Here is a 19481-nt window from a genome sequence, read left to right as displayed (position 1 = left end):
GGAGGGATCCCATGTCCAATCTGACCACCGCACCGGTCTGCCTGGAGTGCGACACCGAGGTCGTCGTGTCGACCGAGGCGGAGCTGGGCGACATCCTGTCGTGCCGCGGCTGCGGCCAGGAACACGAGGTAGTCGAGGTCACGCCCGCGATCCGGCTCGACCGCGCACCGGAGATCGAGGAGGACTGGGGTGAGTGAGACGGCCGATGTGCTGGTCTCCGTGACCATGGTGCGCCCGGAGGAGCGGCTGCTCCTGGGGGCGCTCCGGGCGACCGGGCTGACCGCGCAGTCGGCGCTGCCCCGCCATACCGCCGCCATACTCAACAACGCCGCGCCGCGGCCCCGGATGGTGCTGCTGCGCAACGTGTCCCACCGGGAACTGGCCTCGATGGCGGCCCGGTTCGAGCACGCCGACATCGAGACGCTGAACACGCCGCACGCGGTGCGGCTGTGTCTCGCCAAGGATCTCCAGGCGATCGCCTTCGCCAACCACGACGTCCCGCACCCGACGACGCACGTCGCGTTCACCGTCGAGCAGGTTCGTGGCTACGTCGACGAGCTCGGCGGGGACGCTGTCGTCAAGCCGATCAGCGGCTCGTGGGGACGCGGGATCGTCCGCATCACCGACGAGGCGCAGTTCGACGCCTGGGCCGGCGGCCGGGAGGCGTTGGACCCGGCCGGCAAGGAGTTCCCCGTCGTGGTGCAGCAGTACGTGCCCAAGCCCGGCTTCAACGAGCGGGTGCACGTGGTGGGGGACCGTCCGATCGTGGCGTACCGCCAGGTGGGCGCCGGTCTGCGCACCAACACCCACCAGGGCGGCGCCGTGGAGCCCATCCCGATCTCGGACCGCGCCCGCGAACTGTGCGCCCGGGTCGTGGCGTGCTTCGGCCCCGGGTTCTACGGCGTCGACCTGGCCGAGTCCAGGGAGACCGGCGAGATGTACGTGCTGGAGGTCAACACCAACCCGGACTTCGCCCAGTCCTCGAAGGTCCACGGCGTCGACATCGCCGGCCACGTCGCCGCGTACGTGCGGGACGCGGTGTTCGCACGGGCGGGGGTGGCGGCGTGAGCGAGCACATCAGCGCCGCCGTCCTCGGCGGCAGCGGGTTCATCGGAGCCGAGCTGATCCGGCTGCTGGCCGCCCACCCCCAGGTGGTGCCGACGTTCGTGTCCTCGGCCCGGCACGCCGGTCAGCGCGTCGGGCAGGTCGTGCCGGGGTTGCGCAACATGTCGATCGGCGGGCACCACATGCGCAAGCTCGACGAGATGCCGGACGTGGACGTCGCGTTCGCCTGCCTGCCCAACGGCGTACTGCCGTCAGTGCTCGACGACGTGGCCAACCGCGCCAAGGTCGTGATCAACCTGGCCGGCGATTACCGGCTGCGCCAGACGGACCAGGTCGAGCGCCACTATCCCGCGTCGGCTGGCGGCTGGCGCCAGCCCATCCCCTACTACATCCCGGAGTTCGCGCCTACCCCGACAGAACCGGTGCTCAACCTGCCGGGCTGCATGGCGGCGGCCACCATCTACGCGCTCTACCCGCTGTTCAAGGCGGACCTGGCGGCGGAGGACGTGGTGGTGGACGCCAAGTCGGGGTCGAGCGGCAGCGGCACCGGCAGTGTGGAGCATCCGGCCGTACGCGACGGGAACGTCCGGGTGCACAAGCTGCACGGTCACCGGCACTCCCCCGAGGTACGCCAGGCCCTCACCGACCTGACCGGTCGGGCTCCGGACCTGCAGTTCTCCACCTTCAGCCTGCCGGTCGCGCGCGGCGTCATGGTCTCGGCGTACGGGCGGCTGAAGCCCGGTGCGGGGGAGAGCGACGTGCGCCGGGCGTTCGCCCGGGCGTACGCCGACGCGCCCTTCGTGCGGGTGGCGGCCGGGCGGTCCCCGATGGGGATGCCGATGCTCAAGACGGTCGTGGGCGCCAACGTCGCCGAGGTCGCGGCGGTGGTGTCCGGTGACCGCTGGGTGGTGGTGTCCGCCCTGGACAACCTCATCAAGGGCGGCGCCGGCCAGGCGGTGCAGGCGATGAACCGAATCCACGGAATGGACGAACGGCTAGGACTCCCGGAGGCCGGCGGATGGCCGTGATGAATAACGAGGCGTTGGCGGGGATCTTCCCCTACCGGCCGCTGTACGTGGTCAAGGTGGGCAGTTCGAGCCTGCGGCACGCCTCCGTCTACGACGACCTGGCCGCGCTGAGCGCGGGCGGTGCCCGACTGTTGCTGGTCGCCGGCGGCGCGGCCGACATCGCTGACTACTACGCCGGTATCGAGCGCCCGATGCGGATGCTGCGACTGGCCTCCGGCGACGAGGTGCGGTACTGCCCGCCCGACGAGATGCCGCACATCGTCGCCGCGTACGAACAGCTGACCCTCCCCCGGATCCGGGAGAACCTGGGCCAGCGTGAGTTGACGGTGTTCGCCGCGACGGCCACACCGGAGGGGCTGGTCACGGGCACCCCGAACCGGCCGCTGCGGGTGGTCGAGGGCGACCGGCAGCGGCTGGTCCGCGACCACCGCGCCGGCGCGGTCTCCGCGGTGGACGTGGCGCGGCTGCTGTCCCTCCTGGACACCTTCGACGTGGTCTGCGTGTCACCGCCGGTGACCGCGAGCGACGGCGGCGCGCCGATCAACGTCGATGCCGACGTGCTCGCCGCCGAGGTGGCGAACGCGCTCGACGCCGATCACCTGCGCCTGGTGACCGGCACCCCGGGCCTGCTCGCCGACCCGTCCGACCGCACCAGCACCCTGCCGCACCTGTGCAGTGGTGAGGGAATGACGTACGCGAGCGGACGGATGCGGCAGAAGGTCCGGGCGGCGGAGCTGGCCCTGAAGGGGACCGCTGACGTCGCCATAACCGGCCCGCACACCGCAAACACCCACGGCGGTACCCGGTTCTGGCGGGCCGCCGCACCGGAGCCGGACCTGGACCTGCTGACCCGCATGGTGGAGATCTCCTCGGTCTCCGGCGGCGAACGGGAACTGGCGCTGTACCTGCTGAAGTGGCTGACCGAGAAGGGCGTGCACGCGGTCATCGACCCAGCCGGCAACCTGGTCGCCACGCGCGGCAGCGGGCCACGCCGGCTGCTGATGCTCGGCCACCTGGACACCGTCCCCTACCGCTGGCCGGTGGCCTGGGACGGTGCCGCGCTGACCGGCCGGGGCTGCGTGGACGCCAAGGCCAGCCTGGCCGTGTTCCTGCAGACGCTCGTGGAGTTCGAACCACCCGAGGGTGTCACGGTGCGGGTGGTCGGCACCGTGGAGGAGGAGCGGACGGCGTCCGGTTCGCTCTACGCGCGTGACCACTACCCGGCGGACGCGGTCATCATCGGCGAGCCCAGCGGCGCCGGTGCGGTGACCATCGGCTACCACGGCGTCTGCAAGGTGCGGATGGATGTCGCCCGGACCACCGGTCACACGGCGGGCAAGGAACGGCGGACCGCCGCCAGTTCCCTCGTCGACCTCATCGGCGAGGTCGAGGCCGAGGTCGGCAAGTGCAGTCCGGAAGCGTTGTTCGCGGTGCTCGATCTGGCCTCGGGCGGCTCCGGTGGCACGCAGACCGCCTCGGCGGTGCTGGATGTCCGGGTCCCGCCGGGAACCGAACTGGACAGCATGCTGTCCGTCTTCGAGGACGGTGAGCTGCTGCTCGCCACGCCGCCGGTGAGCACACCCCGGACCGATCCGCTGGTACGGGCGTTCACCCGGGCGCTGCGCGCGGCGACCGGTGACGCTCCACGGCTGCTCGCGAAGAAGGGGAGCAGCGACATGAACACGCTCGCCACCAGGTGGCGCGGCGTTCCGATGGTGGCGTACGGGCCGGGAGATGCTCACCTGGACCACACGCCCGACGAGCGGCTGTCAGCCGACGAGTACCGGCGGGCGCGGACGGTGTTGTCCGCCGCCGTACGGGATTGGTGTGTGCGGTGATGGACGAGATCGATCTGCTTCGGGAGCAGGCCAGCCGGGCTCGCCGGCTGGTGGTCGACATGGCGGCCAGCGGGGTCGGGTGTCACCTCGGCGGCAGCCTTTCGGTGGTGGACATCCTGGTCGCCGCGTATGCCGTCGCCCGGTCCGAGCCGGGCACGGAGGTCGTCCTCAGCAAGGGCCACGCGGCGGCCGCCCTCTACGCGGTGCTGCACGAGGTCGGCGTCATCGAGGAGAACCCGGCACCCCGGTACGGCCGCGCCGGGTCGCCCTACACCGGACATCCCGGCCCGAAGGTGCCCGGCGTCCGGTTCCCCACCGGCAGTCTCGGCCACGGGCTCGCGTACGCGGTCGGCTGGGCCCTCTCCCGACGGTTGCTGAACCGGCCGGGCGGGGCCATCGCGGTGGTCGGTGACGGCGAGTTGCAGGAGGGCCTGGTCTGGGAGGCGCTACAGGTGGCCCAGGCCAAGCGGGTCGGCGGGCTCACCGTGGTGGTGGACCTCAACGGTGGCCAGAACGACGGGTACGTCTCCGACATCTCGCCGCTGACCGACCTGCCGGCCCGGCTGGCCGCGTTCGGGTTCGAGGTGGCCGAGGTCGACGGGCACGACATCGAGAAGTTGGTGCGGACGATGGCGCCGACCGACCGGCCGCTCGCGGTGCTGGCCACCACGGTGAAGGGCAAGGGCGTGCCGGCCACCGAGGGCAAGGCCGGCTCGCACTACGTGAAGATCAGTCCCGCGCGGGCGCGGCAGTGGAAGGCGGCGATCCGGTGATGACGGCCACGGTGTCCGCGCGGGAGGCGTACCGGCTCGAGCTGACCGAGCTGGCCGCGGACGACCCGCGCATTGTGTGCCTGGAGGCGGATCTCGGCGGCCCCAAGCACTGTTTCCAGGACCGGTTTCCCGACCGGTTCCTGAACCTCGGTATCGCCGAAGCGTCCGCGGTGGACATCGCGGTGGGCCTCGCCTCCGCCGGGCTGCGGCCGTTCGTCAGCACGTTCGCCACGTTCGCGGCGTTCCGCGCGGGGGAGAGTGTCAAGCTCGGCCTCGGGTACCTCGGTGCCCCCGTGGTCCTGGTCAGCCCGTACGGCGGGGTGTCCGGCGCGTGGTTCGGGCCGACCCACCACTGCCTGGAGGACCTCGCGGTGATGCAGAGCCTGCCGGGTGTGCGGATCGCCGTACCCGCCGGTGAGGCCGAGACCCGCGAGGCGATCCGGGCCGCCGCCGACGGCGACTGGCCGTGCTACGTGCGGCTGGGCCGCAACGAGGTGTTCGACGCGTCGTTCGCCCCGGCCGGTCGGGGCGCTGTCACCTGGTTGAACCCGATGGGTGGTGACACCTGCGTCGTATCCATCGGGGAGAAGCCGACGGCACTGTGCCAGGCCGCCACCGAGCAGCAGCCGGACCTCGGCCACGCGCACCTGTGCTGGGTGGACGAGGAAAGCCTGACGCTCGCCCTGCCGCAGCTGGCCGACGCGCGACGGCTGGTCGTCGTCGAGGAGCACCGCGCTGCCGGCAGCGTGGCCTCCACCCTCGCGCTGCTGCTGCCCGACCGCGAGGTGCTGAGTGTGAACGCCGGCGCCGACTGGCCGGCCGAGGGCGGCAACCACGACGAGACACTCGCCGCGTTGGGGCTCACGACATCCGCGGTTCTCAGCGCTGTCCTGAAGGGGAAATGATGACCACCACGATGCAACCCAGCGCCAGCGCGCTGGAAGTGACCCGACAGACGCTTGCGGACCCCACGCTCGCCCGACGCAGCCCGGGTGAGGAATTCGCCATGTCGGTTGCCCGGGTGCAGAACGGCGACGACGTGGTGGTGCCGATCCGGGCACACCTGACCGCCTCGTTCCCGCTGTTCAAGAGCCGCCCGCGCTACACCGTGCGGCACCTGTTGAAGGTGGCCTCGGTCTCCGATCAGACGCTCGCCTACGTACGCGAGGCTCCGAAGAGCGAGTACGCGAACGCGGGCACGGCGTACGCCAGCACGCCGGAGGCGACCTTCGAGCCCACCGTCGAGTACGCCGAGCTGACCGAGCTGAGCGTGTCCGTGCCCCTGCCCGCCGACCTGCGGCACGAGCCCGCGTTGCTCGCCGCGTTCATCGACTACCGGGTGCTGGTCCGGATGGGCGTGGTGGAGAACCAGGCCCTGCTGCACGGCACCGCCGACGGTCGGATCGCGGGGCTGCTCAAGCTGCCCGAGATGCGCAGGTCGACCATTGGCGGCGACCTCGGTGCGGCGTTGACCGCCGCGGCGGGGGCGGTCGAGGAGACCGGTGGTTCCTGCGACGGCATCGTCGTGCACCCCGCCCACTACTGGGACCTGGTCCGCGACGGGCTGCTCGGCCGACTCGCCGAGGCCGGAATCAAGGTCTCACGTACCCGGATGATGCCGCGCGGTCAGGCGCTGCTCGGGGATTTCCGGGCCGCCGTGACGCTGCTCGACCCCAGCCGGTCGTCGCTGACGCTGCACGGCGACGTCGTGGAGGCCCGCACCTCCGTGGGCCTGGCCGTGCACCTGCCCCAGCACTTCCTCCTGTTGACGGACGGTCAGCGATGAAGGTCATCTACATCACCGGCTGGCTGCGCAGCGGCAGCACCATCCTCGGCAACGTCCTCAACGAGCTGCCCGGCGTGCTGCACGCCGGCGAACTGCACTACCTGTGGAAGAACGGCCTGCTGGACAGCGGCACGAACTCGCTGTGCGGGTGCGGCGAGCAGATCCGGCAGTGCACGCTGTGGTCGTCGGTGATCGCCACGTTCGGCGACGCCGAGCCCACCAAGCTCGCCCGCCAGATGATGTCGTCGCAGCAGGCCGGCCTGCGGACCCGGCACACCCGCGCCCGGCTGGCCAGCACGCCCCCGCACGTCACCCAGGTCCTGGACCGCACCGTCGCCGTCTACCGGGAGCTGGCGCGGCGGGGCGCGGAGCGGGCGGTGGTGGACAGCTCCAAGTACCCGGCCGAGGCGGCCGCCCTGCTGCGACGCTCCGATGTGGACGTGCGGGTGCTGCACATCGTCCGTGACCCGCGGGCAACCACCTACTCGTACCAGCGCGGCAAGCGGTACATCGAGCCGATGAGCCCGGCCCAGAGCACGGCGAACTGGGTGGGCTTCAACGTGGCCTCCGAGTACGTCGGCCGGGCCGCGGCGGGCCGCTATCTCCGAATCCGACACGAGGACCTGACCCGGCAGCCCCGTGAGGTGCTGGCCGATGTGCTGCGTTTCGCGGGGCTCGACGACGAGCCACCGGTGACCGAGGAGGGCAAGGTGACCCTCGGCACCAACCACACGGTCACCGGCAACCCGGATCGGCTCGGTCAGGGCACCGTGTTGATCCGGCCGGACGACCGTTGGCGTACGGAGCTGCCGGCGCTGCCCACCGCCACGACCACGGCGCTCGCCCTGCCCCTGCTACGCCGCTACGGGTATCCGACGCTGGCGCGAAAGGTGGCGTGATGGATCTCGGACTGTCCGGGCGGACGGCGTTGGTGGCCGCCGCCAGCAGCGGCCTCGGGCTGGCGGTCGCTCGCGCGTTGGCGGCCGAGGGCGCGAACGTGTCCATCGCGGCCCGCGACCCACAGCGACTGGCGGCGGCGCACAAGCTGGTCGACGAGGCCGGTCCTGGGCGGGTGCTCTCCGTCGAGGTGGACGTCCGTGACGACGCGGACGTGACGCGCTGGGTGAACCAGACGGCCGAGGAGTTCGGCGCGCTGCACGTCGTGGTCACCAACTCGCCCGGCGTGCCGCACGGCCAGGCCGACACGTTCACAGTGGACGACTATCGGCAGGGCGTCGAGGGGTCGTTGCTGCCCCACATCTCGATCACGTTGGCGGCCCTGCCGCACCTGCGCCGGGCCGGTTGGGGACGGATCCTGCTGATCACCTCGGAGGCCGTACGTCAACCGCTGCCCGGCACCGCGATGTCCGCGACCGCCCGGTTGGGCGTGCTCGGCTTCGCCAAGGGTGTGGTCCACGCGGTCGGCGCCAGCGGCATCACGGTGAACGTGCTGGCCCCCGGCGTGCACCAGACGCCGGCCTTCGACGGGTTCGTGGCGGCGCGGTCCGCCATCGACGGCGAGGCCGCGCTCAAGGAGATCATCGCCGAGGTGCCGCTCGGCCGGGTCGGGCAGCCAGCGGACTTCGGTGCGCTCGCCGCCTTCCTCGCCAGCGAGCAGGCGGGCTTCGTGACCGGCACGGTGCTGCTGGTCGATGGCGGAAACACGCGAGGTGTCACATGAGTCTGGAAATGCTGGAAGCAGAGTCGATCCACATCATCCGCGAGGTGGCCTCCGAGTTCGAGCGGCCGGCGCTGCTCTTCTCCGGCGGCAAGGACTCGATCGTCATGCTCCGCCTGGCGGAGAAGGCGTTCCGGCCGGCGCCGATGCCGTTCGCGTTGGTCCACGTCGACACCGGGCACAACTTCCCGGAGGTCCTCGACTACCGCGACAAGCGCGTCGCCGAGCTGGGCGTGCGGCTGATCGTGGCCTCGGTGCAGGACTCGATCGACTCCGGGCGGGTGGTCGAGCCGACCGGACGCCGGGCCAGCCGCAACCGGTTGCAGACCACCACGCTGCTGGACATCATCGCCGAGCACCGCTTCGACGTGGCGTTCGGCGGAGCCCGACGCGACGAGGAGAAGGCCCGGGCCAAGGAGCGCATCTTCTCCTTCCGCGACGAGATCGGCCAGTGGGACCCGAGAAACCAGCGCCCGGAGCTGTGGAACCTGTTCAACACCCGCATCCGGCCGGGCGAGCACATCCGGGTCTTCCCGCTGTCCAACTGGACGGAACTCGACGTCTGGCGCTACATCGCCCGCGACGAGCTCGACGTGCCGCCGATCTATTTCGCGCACCGGCGGCGGGTGTTCGAGCGGGACGGCATGCTGCTGGCGGAGAACCCGTACCAAGCGCCGGACCCCACTGAGGTGGTGTCCGAGGAGACCGTGCGGTACCGGACGGTCGGTGACATGACCTGCACGGGGGCGGTCCTCTCCGGCGCGCGGACGGTCGCCGACATCATCCAGGAGGTGGCGACCACCAGGATCACCGAACGCGGCGCGACCCGGGCGGACGACCGGACCAGCGAGGCCGCCATGGAGGACCGCAAGCGGGAAGGGTACTTCTGATCATGGACATCCTCCGGTTCGCCACCGCCGGCTCGGTGGACGACGGCAAGAGCACACTCATCGGACGGCTGCTCTACGACTCCAAGTCCACCTTCACCGACCGGCTCGCCGCGGTCGAGGACGTCAGCCGTCGGCGTGGCGACGAGTACACCAACCTCGCACTGCTGATGGACGGCCTGCGGGCGGAACGTGAGCAGGGCATCACCATCGACGTGGCGTACGGCTACTTCGCCACGCCCAAGCGCAAGTTCATCCTCGCCGACACCCCCGGCCACGCCCAGTACACCCGGAACATGGTGACCGGCGCCTCCACGGCGGACCTGGCCATCGTCCTGGTGGACGCCACGAAGGGCATGGTCGAGCAGAGCCGGCGGCACACGTTCCTGCTCGGCCTGCTCGGCGTGCCGCACCTGGTGGTCTGCGTCAACAAGATGGATCTGGTCGGGTATGACCAGGGCGTTTTCGACAGTATTCGGGCGGAGTTCTCGGCGTTCACCACGAGGATGGCCACGCGGGACGTCACCTTCGTGCCGATCAGCGCGCTGCACGGGGACAACGTGGTGAGTCGCTCGACCGAGATGCCCTGGTACGAAGGCACCTCGCTGCTGCATCACCTGGAGAACGTGCACATCGCCTCGGACCGCAACCTGGTCGACGTCCGCTTCCCGGTGCAGTACGTGATCCGCCCGCAGTCCAGTGCCTGCCCCGACTACCGCGGTTACGCCGGTCAGGTCGCCGGCGGGGTGCTGCGCCCCGGTGACGAGGTCATGCACCTGCCCTCCGGGCTGACCACCCGGGTCGCCGCCATCGACGGTCCGGACGGGCCGGTCGATGAGGCCACGCCGCCGATGTCGGTGGTGCTGCGGCTCGCCGACGACCTGGACGTGTCCCGTGGGGACATGATCTGCCGGCCGCACAACGCGCCGGCCGTGGTCCAGGACATCGACGCCATGGTGGTCTGGATGAACGAACGGGCGCTCCGGCCGCCGGCTCGGCTGCTGCTCAAGCACACCACCCGGACCGTGCGCGCGGTCATCCGGGATCTGCAGTACCGGCTCGACGTCAACACACTGCGGCGCGATCCCGATCCCACCGAGTTGCGGTGCAACGAGATCAGCCGGCTCCAGCTGCGGGTGACCCAGCCGCTGTTGTGTGACCCGTACTCCCGCAATCGGCTCACCGGCTCCTTCATCCTCATCGACGAGGAGACGAATCACACGGTGGGCGCCGGCGTCATCAACTGACGCCCGACACATCGTCCGAGCCCGCGGCCGTCCCCACCAGGAAAGCTCTGGTGGGGACGGCCGCGGGCTCGGACCGCGACCGGCTCCGGTCACCTGAGCGGCGGCTCAGTCTCAGGTCTGCGGCCGGGTGAGCAGCACGCTCAGCGCGCCGAGCTCCCCCCGGTTGGTGATGCCGAGCTTGCGGTAGACCCGGTGCAGGTGGTTCTCCACCGTCCGCACCGACAGCACGAGGGTTCGGGCGATCTCGCGGCTGGACAGCCCTCCGGCGGCGAGCTCGGCGATCTCACCCTCGCGGGGCGTGAGGCGTGGCGGCGCCAGCGCTGACAACGCGGGCGAGCGGGGGATCTCGTCGCAGTGGCGCATGAACATGAGGGCGCGGGCGGCGGCGGTGGACGCCATGGCCAGACGGCCATCGGACCGGTGCCGCTCGGACTCCTCGGCGGCGGCCTCCGCGGCCAGCAGCGGGCTACCCATTTCGGCGAAGTCGGCGGAGGCCTTCGCGAGCGCCGCCGCGTCGCCCTCCGCCATCGCCCGGGCGTGCAGGGCGTAGGACTTCCCGAGGAGTCGCCCGGACTGGCCCGCGAGCGTCCGCAGCCGGTCGGCGGCTGGTCGCGGAGCGCCCAGGCGCGCCGCGTCGTGCAGGGCCAGCGTCTCGAAACCTGCCGAACCCCGGTCCCGGGCCAGTCGCGCGGTCCACTGCGCGTGCGCGGCGGCGTCGCCGTGCCGGGCGCCGATGACCCAGGCGCGGTTGAGTTCCGTCCAGGGGCTCAGCAGCCGCAGGGACACCCCGTCCAAGCGGTCGGCCTCGGCCAACGTGCTGGCCGCGGCGTCGGGTTCGCCGGTCAGCGCGTAGCTGTGCGCGAGCAGCCCCAGCAACACCGCCAGCATGTTGTTCGACCTCTGCTCACGGGCGATCGAGATGCCCTCACGGCACCAGGACGCCTGGTCCCGCAGCTGCCCCCGCATCCGGGCGACCAGGCCGCGCAGCAGGCACGACACCAGGGTCGCGAACTGCCACCGGTTGGCGAGCGCCCGTTCGTAGCTGATGCGGGCCCGCTCCTCCGCATCGGCGAACTGCGCGGTCCACAGCATGCCGTGGACGGTGCCCAGGTCGGCGAGAACGGAGAGCCACGGTGCCTCGTCCGGCCACTCGCCGGCCAGCAGGTCGAGTCCCTCGTGCGGGCGGCCGGAGAAGACCATGGCCAGGCCGGCGGCCACCTGGGCTTCCGGCTCGTCCGGCGCCCCGGCGGCGAACTCCAGGGCATCCTTCGGGGCGTCCGAGAGAGCACGCAGCAGCGCCTGCCGGGCGACCAGCCGCCGACGGGCGACCGGGTCGACGACCTCGTCGACCGCCGCCGCCAGCAGCGCCTCGGCGGGCCCCTGCCGGTCGAGTCCGAAGTAGAGGTTGAACGCGCGCACCATGGCGACCCGGGCCCGGTCGAAGTCGCAGTCCAGCCGACCGAGACCGGACAGCGCGGACTCGGCTTCCGCCGGGCGGCCGGCGAACAGCAGGCCGTAGCCGAGCGGTTCGATCACCGCCGTCCCCCGACCGGCGGCCAGCTCGCGCTGGGCCAGCTGCCCGGCGAGCTCGAAATCCAGTGCCGACCGTGCGGCCCTGGCGGCGACCGCAGTGTTCTCCGGGGACGGCCGCTGGCCACAGGCCAGCTGCCACCGTACGGTCCGCGCGAGGTCGACCGGATCGTGGCTGCTCGCCTCCATCAGGCTGGCGCACTGACCGAGCCACCGTCGCGCGCGCAGACGCGGCGTGACGGCACGCAGGACATCTCCATAGATCGGGTACGTCAGGCGGGCGAGGTCCTGGCCACCGCTTCGCTCGATAGTGATGAGACCGTGCGCTTCCGCTGCTTCGAGCACGTCAGCGGAGACCAGCTCGCCGAGCACGTTCGGGCCGATCGGCTCGGTGACGGCGAGCAGCTCCATGGCGGAACGGCATTCCGGCGACACCGCCGCGAGCCGCTCGTCGATCAGCCCGGTGAGCCAGGACGGGATGGCGAACGGGCCACGAAGCATCCACATGCCGTTCTCGGTCACCAGCCGGTTCGCCTCCAACTGAGCGGTCAGCAGCTCGCGTACCAGCAACGCGTTGCCCGCGGTGGCCTCCCAGAACCGCTGAACCAGAGCACCTTCCACCTGGCCGGACAGCGCCTCACCGAGGATCTGGTGGACGTCGTCGCGGCTGAGCGGGCCAACCTCGATCCACTCGGCCAGCCCGTCGGTCCACAGGTCCGCGATCGGGCGCGGCAGCCGCCGGTCGGGACGCACCGCGGCGAGGAGGAAGAGTTCGCCGCGCCGGGCGAGCTGCACCGCCAGCGCGGCGGATGCCTCGTCCAGCAGGGGAGCGTCGTCCACGAGAAGCGTCAGACGGCGCTTGCCGGCCGGCTTGAGCAGCGCCTCGGCCGCGACCCGGAGCGCGTCGCCCGTGAACGGTGAGCGGAGCAGCCCGGACGGTAGGTGTTCGGCGAGCGCGCCGAACGGGACGTTGGCGGTCGCCACGGTGGTGACGGCCCGGATGACGTGGTGTCGCGCCGGGTCCGCCCGGTGGGCGGCCTCGGTCTGCAGCCGGCTCTTGCCCACGCCTTCCGGGCCGATCAACGCGATGCCGGCGGATCCGCGCCGGTCGGTCGCTGCGCAGATGCGCCGCAGCTCTGAGTGCCGGCCAGCGAAAACATCTCGGAGGCGGTCCCTGATCGTTACCTCGGTGGAATCCACCACGCCACTGTCTTATTGGTCGCTATCGATCGGCTTTCGTCAAACCATCACCCGGGCGGCCTATCGACGAACCGCGAGGCCAGCGCGCTCCTGAGTACCGAATGCGGCCCCTGTGTATCGAGCAGCCGGACCGGTTGAGTACTTCGTCGCGATAACCCGGTAGCGATGAGGAAGCCTTTCCCGCAGAGGTTTCCCAGTATCGTCGCCACTGCCGGCAAGCCCGACCAGAATCAGCTCTCGTGAATTGGGGCGATAATGTCGTATCTGAAGCCGACCGATCCTGCCGTACTGGCGAAGGCCGTCGCTGACAACCTCGTCGTCGCGGCCGACCCCGACGCACCCGCCTCGGGCCTCTACTACTGGGAGATCTCCCGGCCCTGGCGGGACAAGGTCGTCGACGCGGTCCGGACGTGTGGGGCCGACGCGATCCGCACGCTGGGTGAGAGCCTGCTGGCCGACCCGACGGACCACCGACGGTACTGGGCGCTGCACGCGGCGCTGGCGGAGCGGCACGGCCGCGACTCCGCCATCGACAACATCATGCACCTGGGCTGGCGTGCGGAGTGCAACTCGCGCCTGGGCCACGTGCTGAACGAGGACTACACGAGCGACGCCGTCCCGGTGACGGTGGAGGAGATGGCCGCGTTCGACCCGGGGCCGCGGCTGCCCGACGGCGCCGCGCCGGAGGTCCTCGTGGTGATCCCGTTCCACAGCCGGCTGGAGGGCGGCGGCGAGCGGCTGCGCAACCTCCTGGCGTGCCTGCGGTCGCTGCGTGACCAGTCGTTGCCGCGCGAGCAGTATCAGGTGACGGTCGTGGAGAGTGACGAGCAGTCCCGCTGGCGTGACGTGATCAGCCGCTTCGCCGACAACTACATCTTCGCCCCCAAGAGTGGGGTGTTCAACAAGTCCTGGGCGATGAACGTCGGCGTCGCGAACACGCCCGGAGACACCGAGATCATCTGCCACATGGACGCCGACGTGCTGGCCGACCGTGACTTCCTGGCGCGCAACGTCGACCGCATGCGCGAACCCGGCACGATGGGGCACCTGCCGTACCGGGACATGGTGGCGATGGACTACCCCGCCACCTGGCGGGCGATCCGCGAGCGGCTGCACGGCGGCGCGGCGGCGCCCGACCCGCGGCGGCTGCGCGCCTTCACGCTGCGCCGTGGCCCGGGGCTGTGCTTCTTCGCCCGTGCCGAGCTGTACTACCGGACCGGCGGCATGGACGAGCGCTTCCAGGGCTGGGGCGGCGAGGACATCGAGTTCAACTACCGCTTCGGTTTCGACGCGGCGTACGACGCCTTCGACGAGCCGCTGCTGCACATGCGGCACCCGTCCTACTCCGAGCTTCGCGGTGACGGCAAGTTGATCAACGCGCACCTCGTGCCGGGCAGCTGGCAGCCGACCCGGCCGATCGGTCAGCTCGACCAGTTCGCCCCGGCCAGCGTCTAACGTTCGGAGGACGGCGTGACCACAGAGACAAGTACGGCGGTCCGGCTACTCCAACCCGCCGGACCGCACGACGACAGGACCATGCTCGACCATCTCCGGGAGGCCGTGGCCCGGCATCCGCAGCGGTCGGCGGTGATCTGCTGGCACGCCGATGGCCGGGCGACCGAACGGCTGACCTACGCACAGTTGGGTGCGACGGTCGAGCGGTTGGCGGCCGGGCTGGCGAGGCTCGGCGTCCGCCGCGGCGAGGTGGTGACGCTGCAACTGCCCAACTCGTGGCAACTCGTCGCCCTCGCCCTCGCCTGCGCGCGGATCGGCGCCGTCGCCGGTCCGGTGGCGCCGATCATGCGCCGGCGTGAGCTGGAATTCATGACCCGGCTCACCGAGAGCCCGGTGTACGTGGGGGCGGCCTCCTACCGTGGCTTCTCGTACGACGAGATGAGCGCGGAGGTGGCGGCGGCGGTGCCCTCCCTCCGCCATCGCGTCCTCATCGGTGAGCCGAGCACTCCGGGTGCCCTCGACTTCGACGCCGACCTGCTCAACCGGGCCTGGGAAGACGAGGTGCCGCCCGGTGAGCTGGACGGCCGCGAAGCCGGCCCCGACGACCTGGCCCAGGTCATGTTCACCTCCGGCACCACCGGTGAGCCGAAGGGCGTCATGCACAGTCACCGGACGCTCTACGCGATCAACCAACGGCAGATCGAGGTGCTGGGGCTGACCAGCGACGAGGTGACGGCGATGGGCTCGCCCACCACCCTGCAGGGTGGATACACCTGGAACTTCGTCATGCCGCTGCTGCTGGGCGCGAGCGCGGTGCAACTGGACACCTGGGATCCGGCGCTGATGCTGCGGATCTTCGAGGCGGAGCGGGTGACGTTCTTCTACGGCGCGCCGACGTTCCTCAGCGACCTGATCCACGAGCAGCGACGCAGTGGGCGGGACGTCGGCGCCCTCAAGGCGTTCGGCACCGGCAGCGCGCCGGTGCCGCCGGTCCTCGTGGAGGAGGCGCGGGAGGTCCTCGGCTGCCGCGTCTACGCCGTCTGGGGCATGACGGAGAACGGCTGCGTCACTGTCACCCGCCCGGAGGACCCACCGATGCGGGCCGCGGAGAGCGACGGCACACCGGTGCCCGGCATGGAGATCCGCATCGTCGACGAGAAGACCGGCAGACCTGTCGAGAAGGGTGAGGTCGGGCGGCTCCAGGTACGGGGCGACAACCAGTGCCTGGGCTACTACCGCCGTCCGAACCTGTACCGCCAGTCGCTGACACCCGACGGGTGGTTCGACACCGGCGACCTGGCGCGCGACGACGGACACGGCGGCATCCGCATGGTCGGCCGCCTGAAGGACGTCATCGTCCGGGGAGCCGAGAAGGTGCCAGTGGTCGAGGTGGAGGCAGCGCTGCTGCGCCACCCGGCGATCCGGGAGGCGGCCGTCGTCGGTTATCCGGACCCACGGCTCGGGGAACGGGCGTGCGCGGTCATCGTGCCGGACGGCGAGGCGCCCTCCCTCGACGAATTGCGTGCCCATCTCACCGAGCTGGGCATGGCCAAGCCGTATTGGCCGGAGCGGATCAGTGCGGTTGACGAACTGCCGAAGACGCCGTCGGGAAAGGTCCAGAAGTTCGTTCTGCGGGAACGATTGAAGGCGACGTGATGGATTTCTCTCTTACTGCTGATCAGCGCGCGCTGGCCGAACGGGTGCGCACCTTCACCGAGAAGCGAATAACGCCGTTCTATCAGGACAGCGACCGGCAGGGACAGTTCCGCCCCGATCTGCTGCCCGAGTTGGCCGCCGAGGGCCTGTTCGCCCTGCGCGTCCCGGTCGAGTACGGCGGGCTGGGGTTGGACGCGGTCAGCACCGGCGTCGCCCTGGAGGAGCTGGCCCGCGGCGACCTCACCGCGTGCTACCCGGTGCTGAACGCCGCCCTGGTGGCCGGCATCATCACCGCCAACGGGACCCCGGAGCAACGCGCGCGCTGGCTGCCGGCGATCGCTCGCGGGGACGCCGTGGTGGCGTTCTGCATGACCGAGCCCAGCCACGGGACCGACGCGGCCGCCGTCAAGCTGCGAGCCGAGCCGAACGGTCCGCACGACTGGCGGCTCGTCGGCGAGAAGACCTCGATCATGCTGGGGGCGTACGCCACCCACGGGATGATCTTTGCGCGTACCAGCGACGCGCCACGTGCCCGTGGGGTCACCGCCTTCTACGCCCGGTTGGACGACCAGCACGTCGTGCGGTCAACCCTGCGTGACCTGGGCAGCCGGTCCGGCGGCCGATCAACTCTGGTCTTCGACGGCCTGCCGGTCCAGGTGTCGGACGTGGTCGGCGAAACCGGACTCGGCTTCGCCCAGGGCATGCGCGGCTTCGACTACTCGCGGGCGCTCATCGCGCTCATGGCGGTCAGCGTGGCACAGGCCGCGCTGGACGACGCCATCTCGCACGCTCAGCACCGGCGGGCGTTCGAGAAGCCGCTCGGCCAGTTCCAGGGCATCGCCTTCCCGCTCGCGGAGTGCGCCACCTATCTGCACGCGGCCCGGCTCGTCGCGTACGAGGCGCTGTGGCGCAACGACGCCGGGCTGGAGCACCGTCTGGCGGCGAACATGGCCAAGTGGTGGGCGCCGAAGGTGGCCGTCGAGGCGACGCACCAGGCGTTGCTGACGCTCGGTCACTTCGGTTACAGCGAGGAGCAGCCGATCGCCCAGCGGCTCCGGGACCTGATCGGCACGCAGCTCGCCGACGGCACCGCCAACGCCACCAAGCTGGTGGTCGCACGGGAACTGCTCGGGCGGGAGTACGCGCCATGAGAACCTTCCCGTCCTATGTGGCCGGCAAGGACGTCGAGTCGGACCGGCACGTCTACGGCATCTCGGCGCGCGCGGCGCTGGAGGACACCTTCGGTGCGTTGAGCCTGAAGCGGCGGCTGGAGGCCGGTGAGTCCGGTGCCGAGGACGACCCGCGCGTTGTCGGACGATGCGCGTTGGCCGACCCGCAGACCGTCCAGCAGGCGTTGGCCGCGGCGGCCGCCGCCCAGCCGGAGTGGGGCAGGACGCCGCTGCGTACCCGGCTGCGTCTGGGCGAGGCGATCCGCCGGCGGCTCGTCGCGACCCGCGAGGAGTTCGTGGAGCTGATGGTCGCCGAGGGGCGGCCGCGCACCCCGTCGTACGCCGAGATCGACGGGTTGCTGCACATCTTCAGCGAGCAGACCCTCTCGTGGTGCGCCGAGCTGCTGCACCGCGAGTTCTCACACGACGGCAGGCGGATCGTGGTGCGCCGCCGTCCGGACGGGGTCGTCTGCGTGGCGCCGCCGCAGAACGCGCCGCACTCGAACGCCATCTACGGCGCTGCCGCCCTGCTCTCCGGCAACACCGTGGTGATCCGGGCGCCGCGCAGTCTGCCGCTGGGCGTGATGTACGCGATCCGGGAGATCATCGCCCCGGCCCTCGACGAGGTGGGTGCGCCACCGGGCACCGTCAACGTCGTGTGCGGACCGCCGATGCTCGACGACTGGCTGGCCAGCCCGCACGTCAACGACATCATCTACTTCGGCGGCAGCGAGAAGGGGCTGGCCTTCCAGAACGACTGCATCGCCGCCGGCAAGAAGCCCATCCTGGAGCTGGCCGGCAACGACTGCGCAGTGGTCTGGCGGGATGCTGATCTCGACGTGGCGGTCCGCGCGCTGACCGAGGCGTTCAACGCCTCGGGGCAGATCTGCAACGTGCCCAACCAGGTTGTGGCGCATCCGGCGATCGCCGACGAGCTGCTTGACCGGCTCCGGGTCGCCGCCGGGCAGATCCGACCCGGCTACCCCGACGACGAGGGCGTGGAGCTCACCCCGGTTCTGGCCCAGCGGAGCTTCTTCGCGGTGCTCGAGGAAGCACTGGCCGGTGGAGCCCAGCTGGTGTGCGGCGGACGCCAGCTGGAGGTGGACGGGTCGCCGTCCGACACCGGCTACTTCCTGGAACCGACTGTGGTGCGCGTCGACGGCCTGGCGCGCAGCCGTGAGCTGTCGGTGGTCCGCGCCGAGACGTTCTTCCCGCTGCTACCGGTGGTGGTTCCCGAGCCGGGCCGCAGTGACGACGCGCTGCTCGAGGATGTGCTCGACTTCGTCAACACCAACGCGTACGGCCTGCGCAACTCGTTCTGGTCGGCTGACGAAGCGGTGGTGGAGCGCTTCGTGGGTGGCGTGACCAACGGCGGCGTCATCAAGGTGAACGACGAATCGCACTCCGGCTTCTTCCCGTACCTGCCCTCGCACGGCGGAACCGGCCTCACCGGCGGCGTCTTCGGCGAAGCCAGCTACATGATGATCCGGACGACGCATCTGCAGGCGGTCTCACTGAGGAGCGGCTCATGAGGACGATTCGGGTGACAGCCGGAAGCGCGGTGTCGGCGGATGCCGCGTTCGATCGGATCAGGCAGTTCGACGATGAGTGGACGGTGCCGTTCCGCGGTGGGGCGATTCACTGGCGGCAGCGGTCCGAGCCGGCACCGAGCGAGCGCCGTATCTCGTTCACCCAGACCGATGGCGATTTCCGCAGCCTGTCCGGCGTGTGGCGGACAATCCCCGCGGCGGAGGGCTGTGAGGTGCTCTTCGAGCTGACGTACGACGTCGGGGTGCCGATATATGACCGGATCCTCGACCCGCTGATCGAACGGGTGCTGTCGAGGGCTGTCCGGAGGGCGGTCTCTGACCTCTAGGCGTGTCCCGCGCAGCATGAAGGTGGTCCCTCGAATCGGTTTCCGACTCGAGGGACCACCTCTCGTTGTGGGCGCCCGGCCCAAGTCGTCAGCCCCAGTTGGTATCACGGCTCATAATCTCGCTCCCCCTTCGATCTCGGCTACGGACCGAGTCCACCAGCGTCCGCTGTCGACCTGATATCTGATGGCTGTCGATCCGTCCTCGATGCGCTTAGCGCAAGATGGCGAAAGCGCTTGCCGACTTGATAGCGGGATGAAAGCGGTCAGCTGTAAGCTCACGCGAGCCGCTGCCA

Annotated in this window: 17 protein-coding genes; 16 read left to right on the top strand and 1 reads right to left on the bottom strand. The window is 70.8% G+C overall.

Annotated elements, in window-relative coordinates; translation table 11 throughout:
* The first annotated feature begins 11 nt into the window (after window positions 1–11).
* From IF22_RS0106030 to IF22_RS0105980, 11 genes are read left to right on the top strand one after another with little or no spacing between them, the layout of a single operon-like run.
* Window positions 12–197: a hypothetical protein gene (locus tag IF22_RS0106030; RefSeq protein ID WP_030329330.1), complete on the top strand. Its 186-nt coding sequence runs from the start codon at window positions 12–14 to the stop codon at window positions 195–197.
* Window positions 190–1068, top strand: a complete 879-nt coding sequence (locus IF22_RS0106025) for an ATP-grasp domain-containing protein (protein ID WP_030329328.1) — start codon at window positions 190–192, stop codon at window positions 1066–1068. Before IF22_RS0106030 ends, IF22_RS0106025 begins: the two co-directional genes overlap by 8 nt.
* Entirely contained in the window at window positions 1065–2093 is a 1029-nt protein-coding gene (gene argC / locus IF22_RS0106020; protein ID WP_030329325.1) for an N-acetyl-gamma-glutamyl-phosphate reductase, read from the top strand. The genes IF22_RS0106025 and argC overlap by 4 nt, the downstream gene beginning before the upstream one ends.
* The gene (locus IF22_RS0106015) at window positions 2084–3931 is read left to right on the top strand and encodes a M20/M25/M40 family metallo-hydrolase (protein ID WP_245233538.1); all 1848 of its coding nucleotides are present in this window, start codon (window positions 2084–2086) and stop codon (window positions 3929–3931) included. The genes argC and IF22_RS0106015 overlap by 10 nt, the downstream gene beginning before the upstream one ends.
* Window positions 3931–4704 (top strand): 1-deoxy-D-xylulose-5-phosphate synthase N-terminal domain-containing protein, encoded by a 774-nt coding sequence (locus IF22_RS0106010; protein WP_030329321.1) that lies wholly within the window; start codon window positions 3931–3933, stop codon window positions 4702–4704. The genes IF22_RS0106015 and IF22_RS0106010 overlap by 1 nt, the downstream gene beginning before the upstream one ends.
* Window positions 4704–5609, top strand: a complete 906-nt coding sequence (locus tag IF22_RS0106005; RefSeq protein ID WP_030329319.1) for a transketolase family protein — start codon at window positions 4704–4706, stop codon at window positions 5607–5609. The genes IF22_RS0106010 and IF22_RS0106005 overlap by 1 nt, the downstream gene beginning before the upstream one ends.
* The gene (locus IF22_RS0106000) at window positions 5609–6490 is read left to right on the top strand and encodes a family 3 encapsulin nanocompartment shell protein (protein ID WP_030329317.1); all 882 of its coding nucleotides are present in this window, start codon (window positions 5609–5611) and stop codon (window positions 6488–6490) included. The genes IF22_RS0106005 and IF22_RS0106000 overlap by 1 nt, the downstream gene beginning before the upstream one ends.
* Entirely contained in the window at window positions 6487–7389 is a 903-nt protein-coding gene (locus IF22_RS0105995; RefSeq protein ID WP_036410870.1) for a sulfotransferase, read from the top strand. The genes IF22_RS0106000 and IF22_RS0105995 overlap by 4 nt, the downstream gene beginning before the upstream one ends.
* The gene (locus IF22_RS0105990) at window positions 7389–8171 is read left to right on the top strand and encodes an SDR family oxidoreductase (RefSeq protein WP_030329313.1); all 783 of its coding nucleotides are present in this window, start codon (window positions 7389–7391) and stop codon (window positions 8169–8171) included. Before IF22_RS0105995 ends, IF22_RS0105990 begins: the two co-directional genes overlap by 1 nt.
* Complete coding sequence (gene cysD / locus IF22_RS0105985; protein WP_030329310.1) at window positions 8168–9058, top strand: sulfate adenylyltransferase subunit CysD; 891 nt, start codon at window positions 8168–8170, stop codon at window positions 9056–9058. Before IF22_RS0105990 ends, cysD begins: the two co-directional genes overlap by 4 nt.
* A gap of 2 nt (window positions 9059–9060) precedes the next feature.
* The gene (locus IF22_RS0105980; protein ID WP_030329308.1) at window positions 9061–10302 is read left to right on the top strand and encodes a sulfate adenylyltransferase subunit 1; all 1242 of its coding nucleotides are present in this window, start codon (window positions 9061–9063) and stop codon (window positions 10300–10302) included.
* Window positions 10303–10413: 111 nt separating this feature from the next.
* Here IF22_RS0105980 and IF22_RS0105975 read toward each other — a convergent pair whose 3' ends face one another.
* Entirely contained in the window at window positions 10414–13032 is a 2619-nt protein-coding gene (locus IF22_RS0105975) for a LuxR family transcriptional regulator (RefSeq protein WP_156057343.1), read from the bottom strand.
* Window positions 13033–13287: 255 nt separating this feature from the next.
* Here IF22_RS0105975 and IF22_RS0105970 point away from each other — a divergent pair, with 255 nt between their 5' ends.
* The 5 genes from IF22_RS0105970 to IF22_RS33640 are packed head-to-tail and all read left to right on the top strand — an operon-like array spanning window position 13288 to window position 19188.
* Window positions 13288–14487, top strand: a complete 1200-nt coding sequence (locus IF22_RS0105970) for a glycosyltransferase (RefSeq protein WP_030329305.1) — start codon at window positions 13288–13290, stop codon at window positions 14485–14487.
* A gap of 15 nt (window positions 14488–14502) precedes the next feature.
* Entirely contained in the window at window positions 14503–16143 is a 1641-nt protein-coding gene (locus IF22_RS0105965; RefSeq protein ID WP_036410868.1) for an AMP-binding protein, read from the top strand.
* The gene (locus tag IF22_RS0105960) at window positions 16143–17294 is read left to right on the top strand and encodes an acyl-CoA dehydrogenase family protein (RefSeq protein WP_030329301.1); all 1152 of its coding nucleotides are present in this window, start codon (window positions 16143–16145) and stop codon (window positions 17292–17294) included. Before IF22_RS0105965 ends, IF22_RS0105960 begins: the two co-directional genes overlap by 1 nt.
* Window positions 17291–18844, top strand: a complete 1554-nt coding sequence (locus IF22_RS0105955) for an aldehyde dehydrogenase family protein (RefSeq protein WP_030329299.1) — start codon at window positions 17291–17293, stop codon at window positions 18842–18844. The genes IF22_RS0105960 and IF22_RS0105955 overlap by 4 nt, the downstream gene beginning before the upstream one ends.
* The gene (locus IF22_RS33640) at window positions 18841–19188 is read left to right on the top strand and encodes a type II toxin-antitoxin system RatA family toxin (protein WP_051708203.1); all 348 of its coding nucleotides are present in this window, start codon (window positions 18841–18843) and stop codon (window positions 19186–19188) included. Before IF22_RS0105955 ends, IF22_RS33640 begins: the two co-directional genes overlap by 4 nt.
* The last annotated feature ends 293 nt before the right edge of the window (window positions 19189–19481 follow it).

This window comes from Micromonospora parva, from assembly GCF_000718515.1.
GTDB classification, from domain to species: domain Bacteria; phylum Actinomycetota; class Actinomycetes; order Mycobacteriales; family Micromonosporaceae; genus Micromonospora; species Micromonospora parva.
This window is presented reverse-complemented; position numbering and strand designations above follow the sequence as displayed.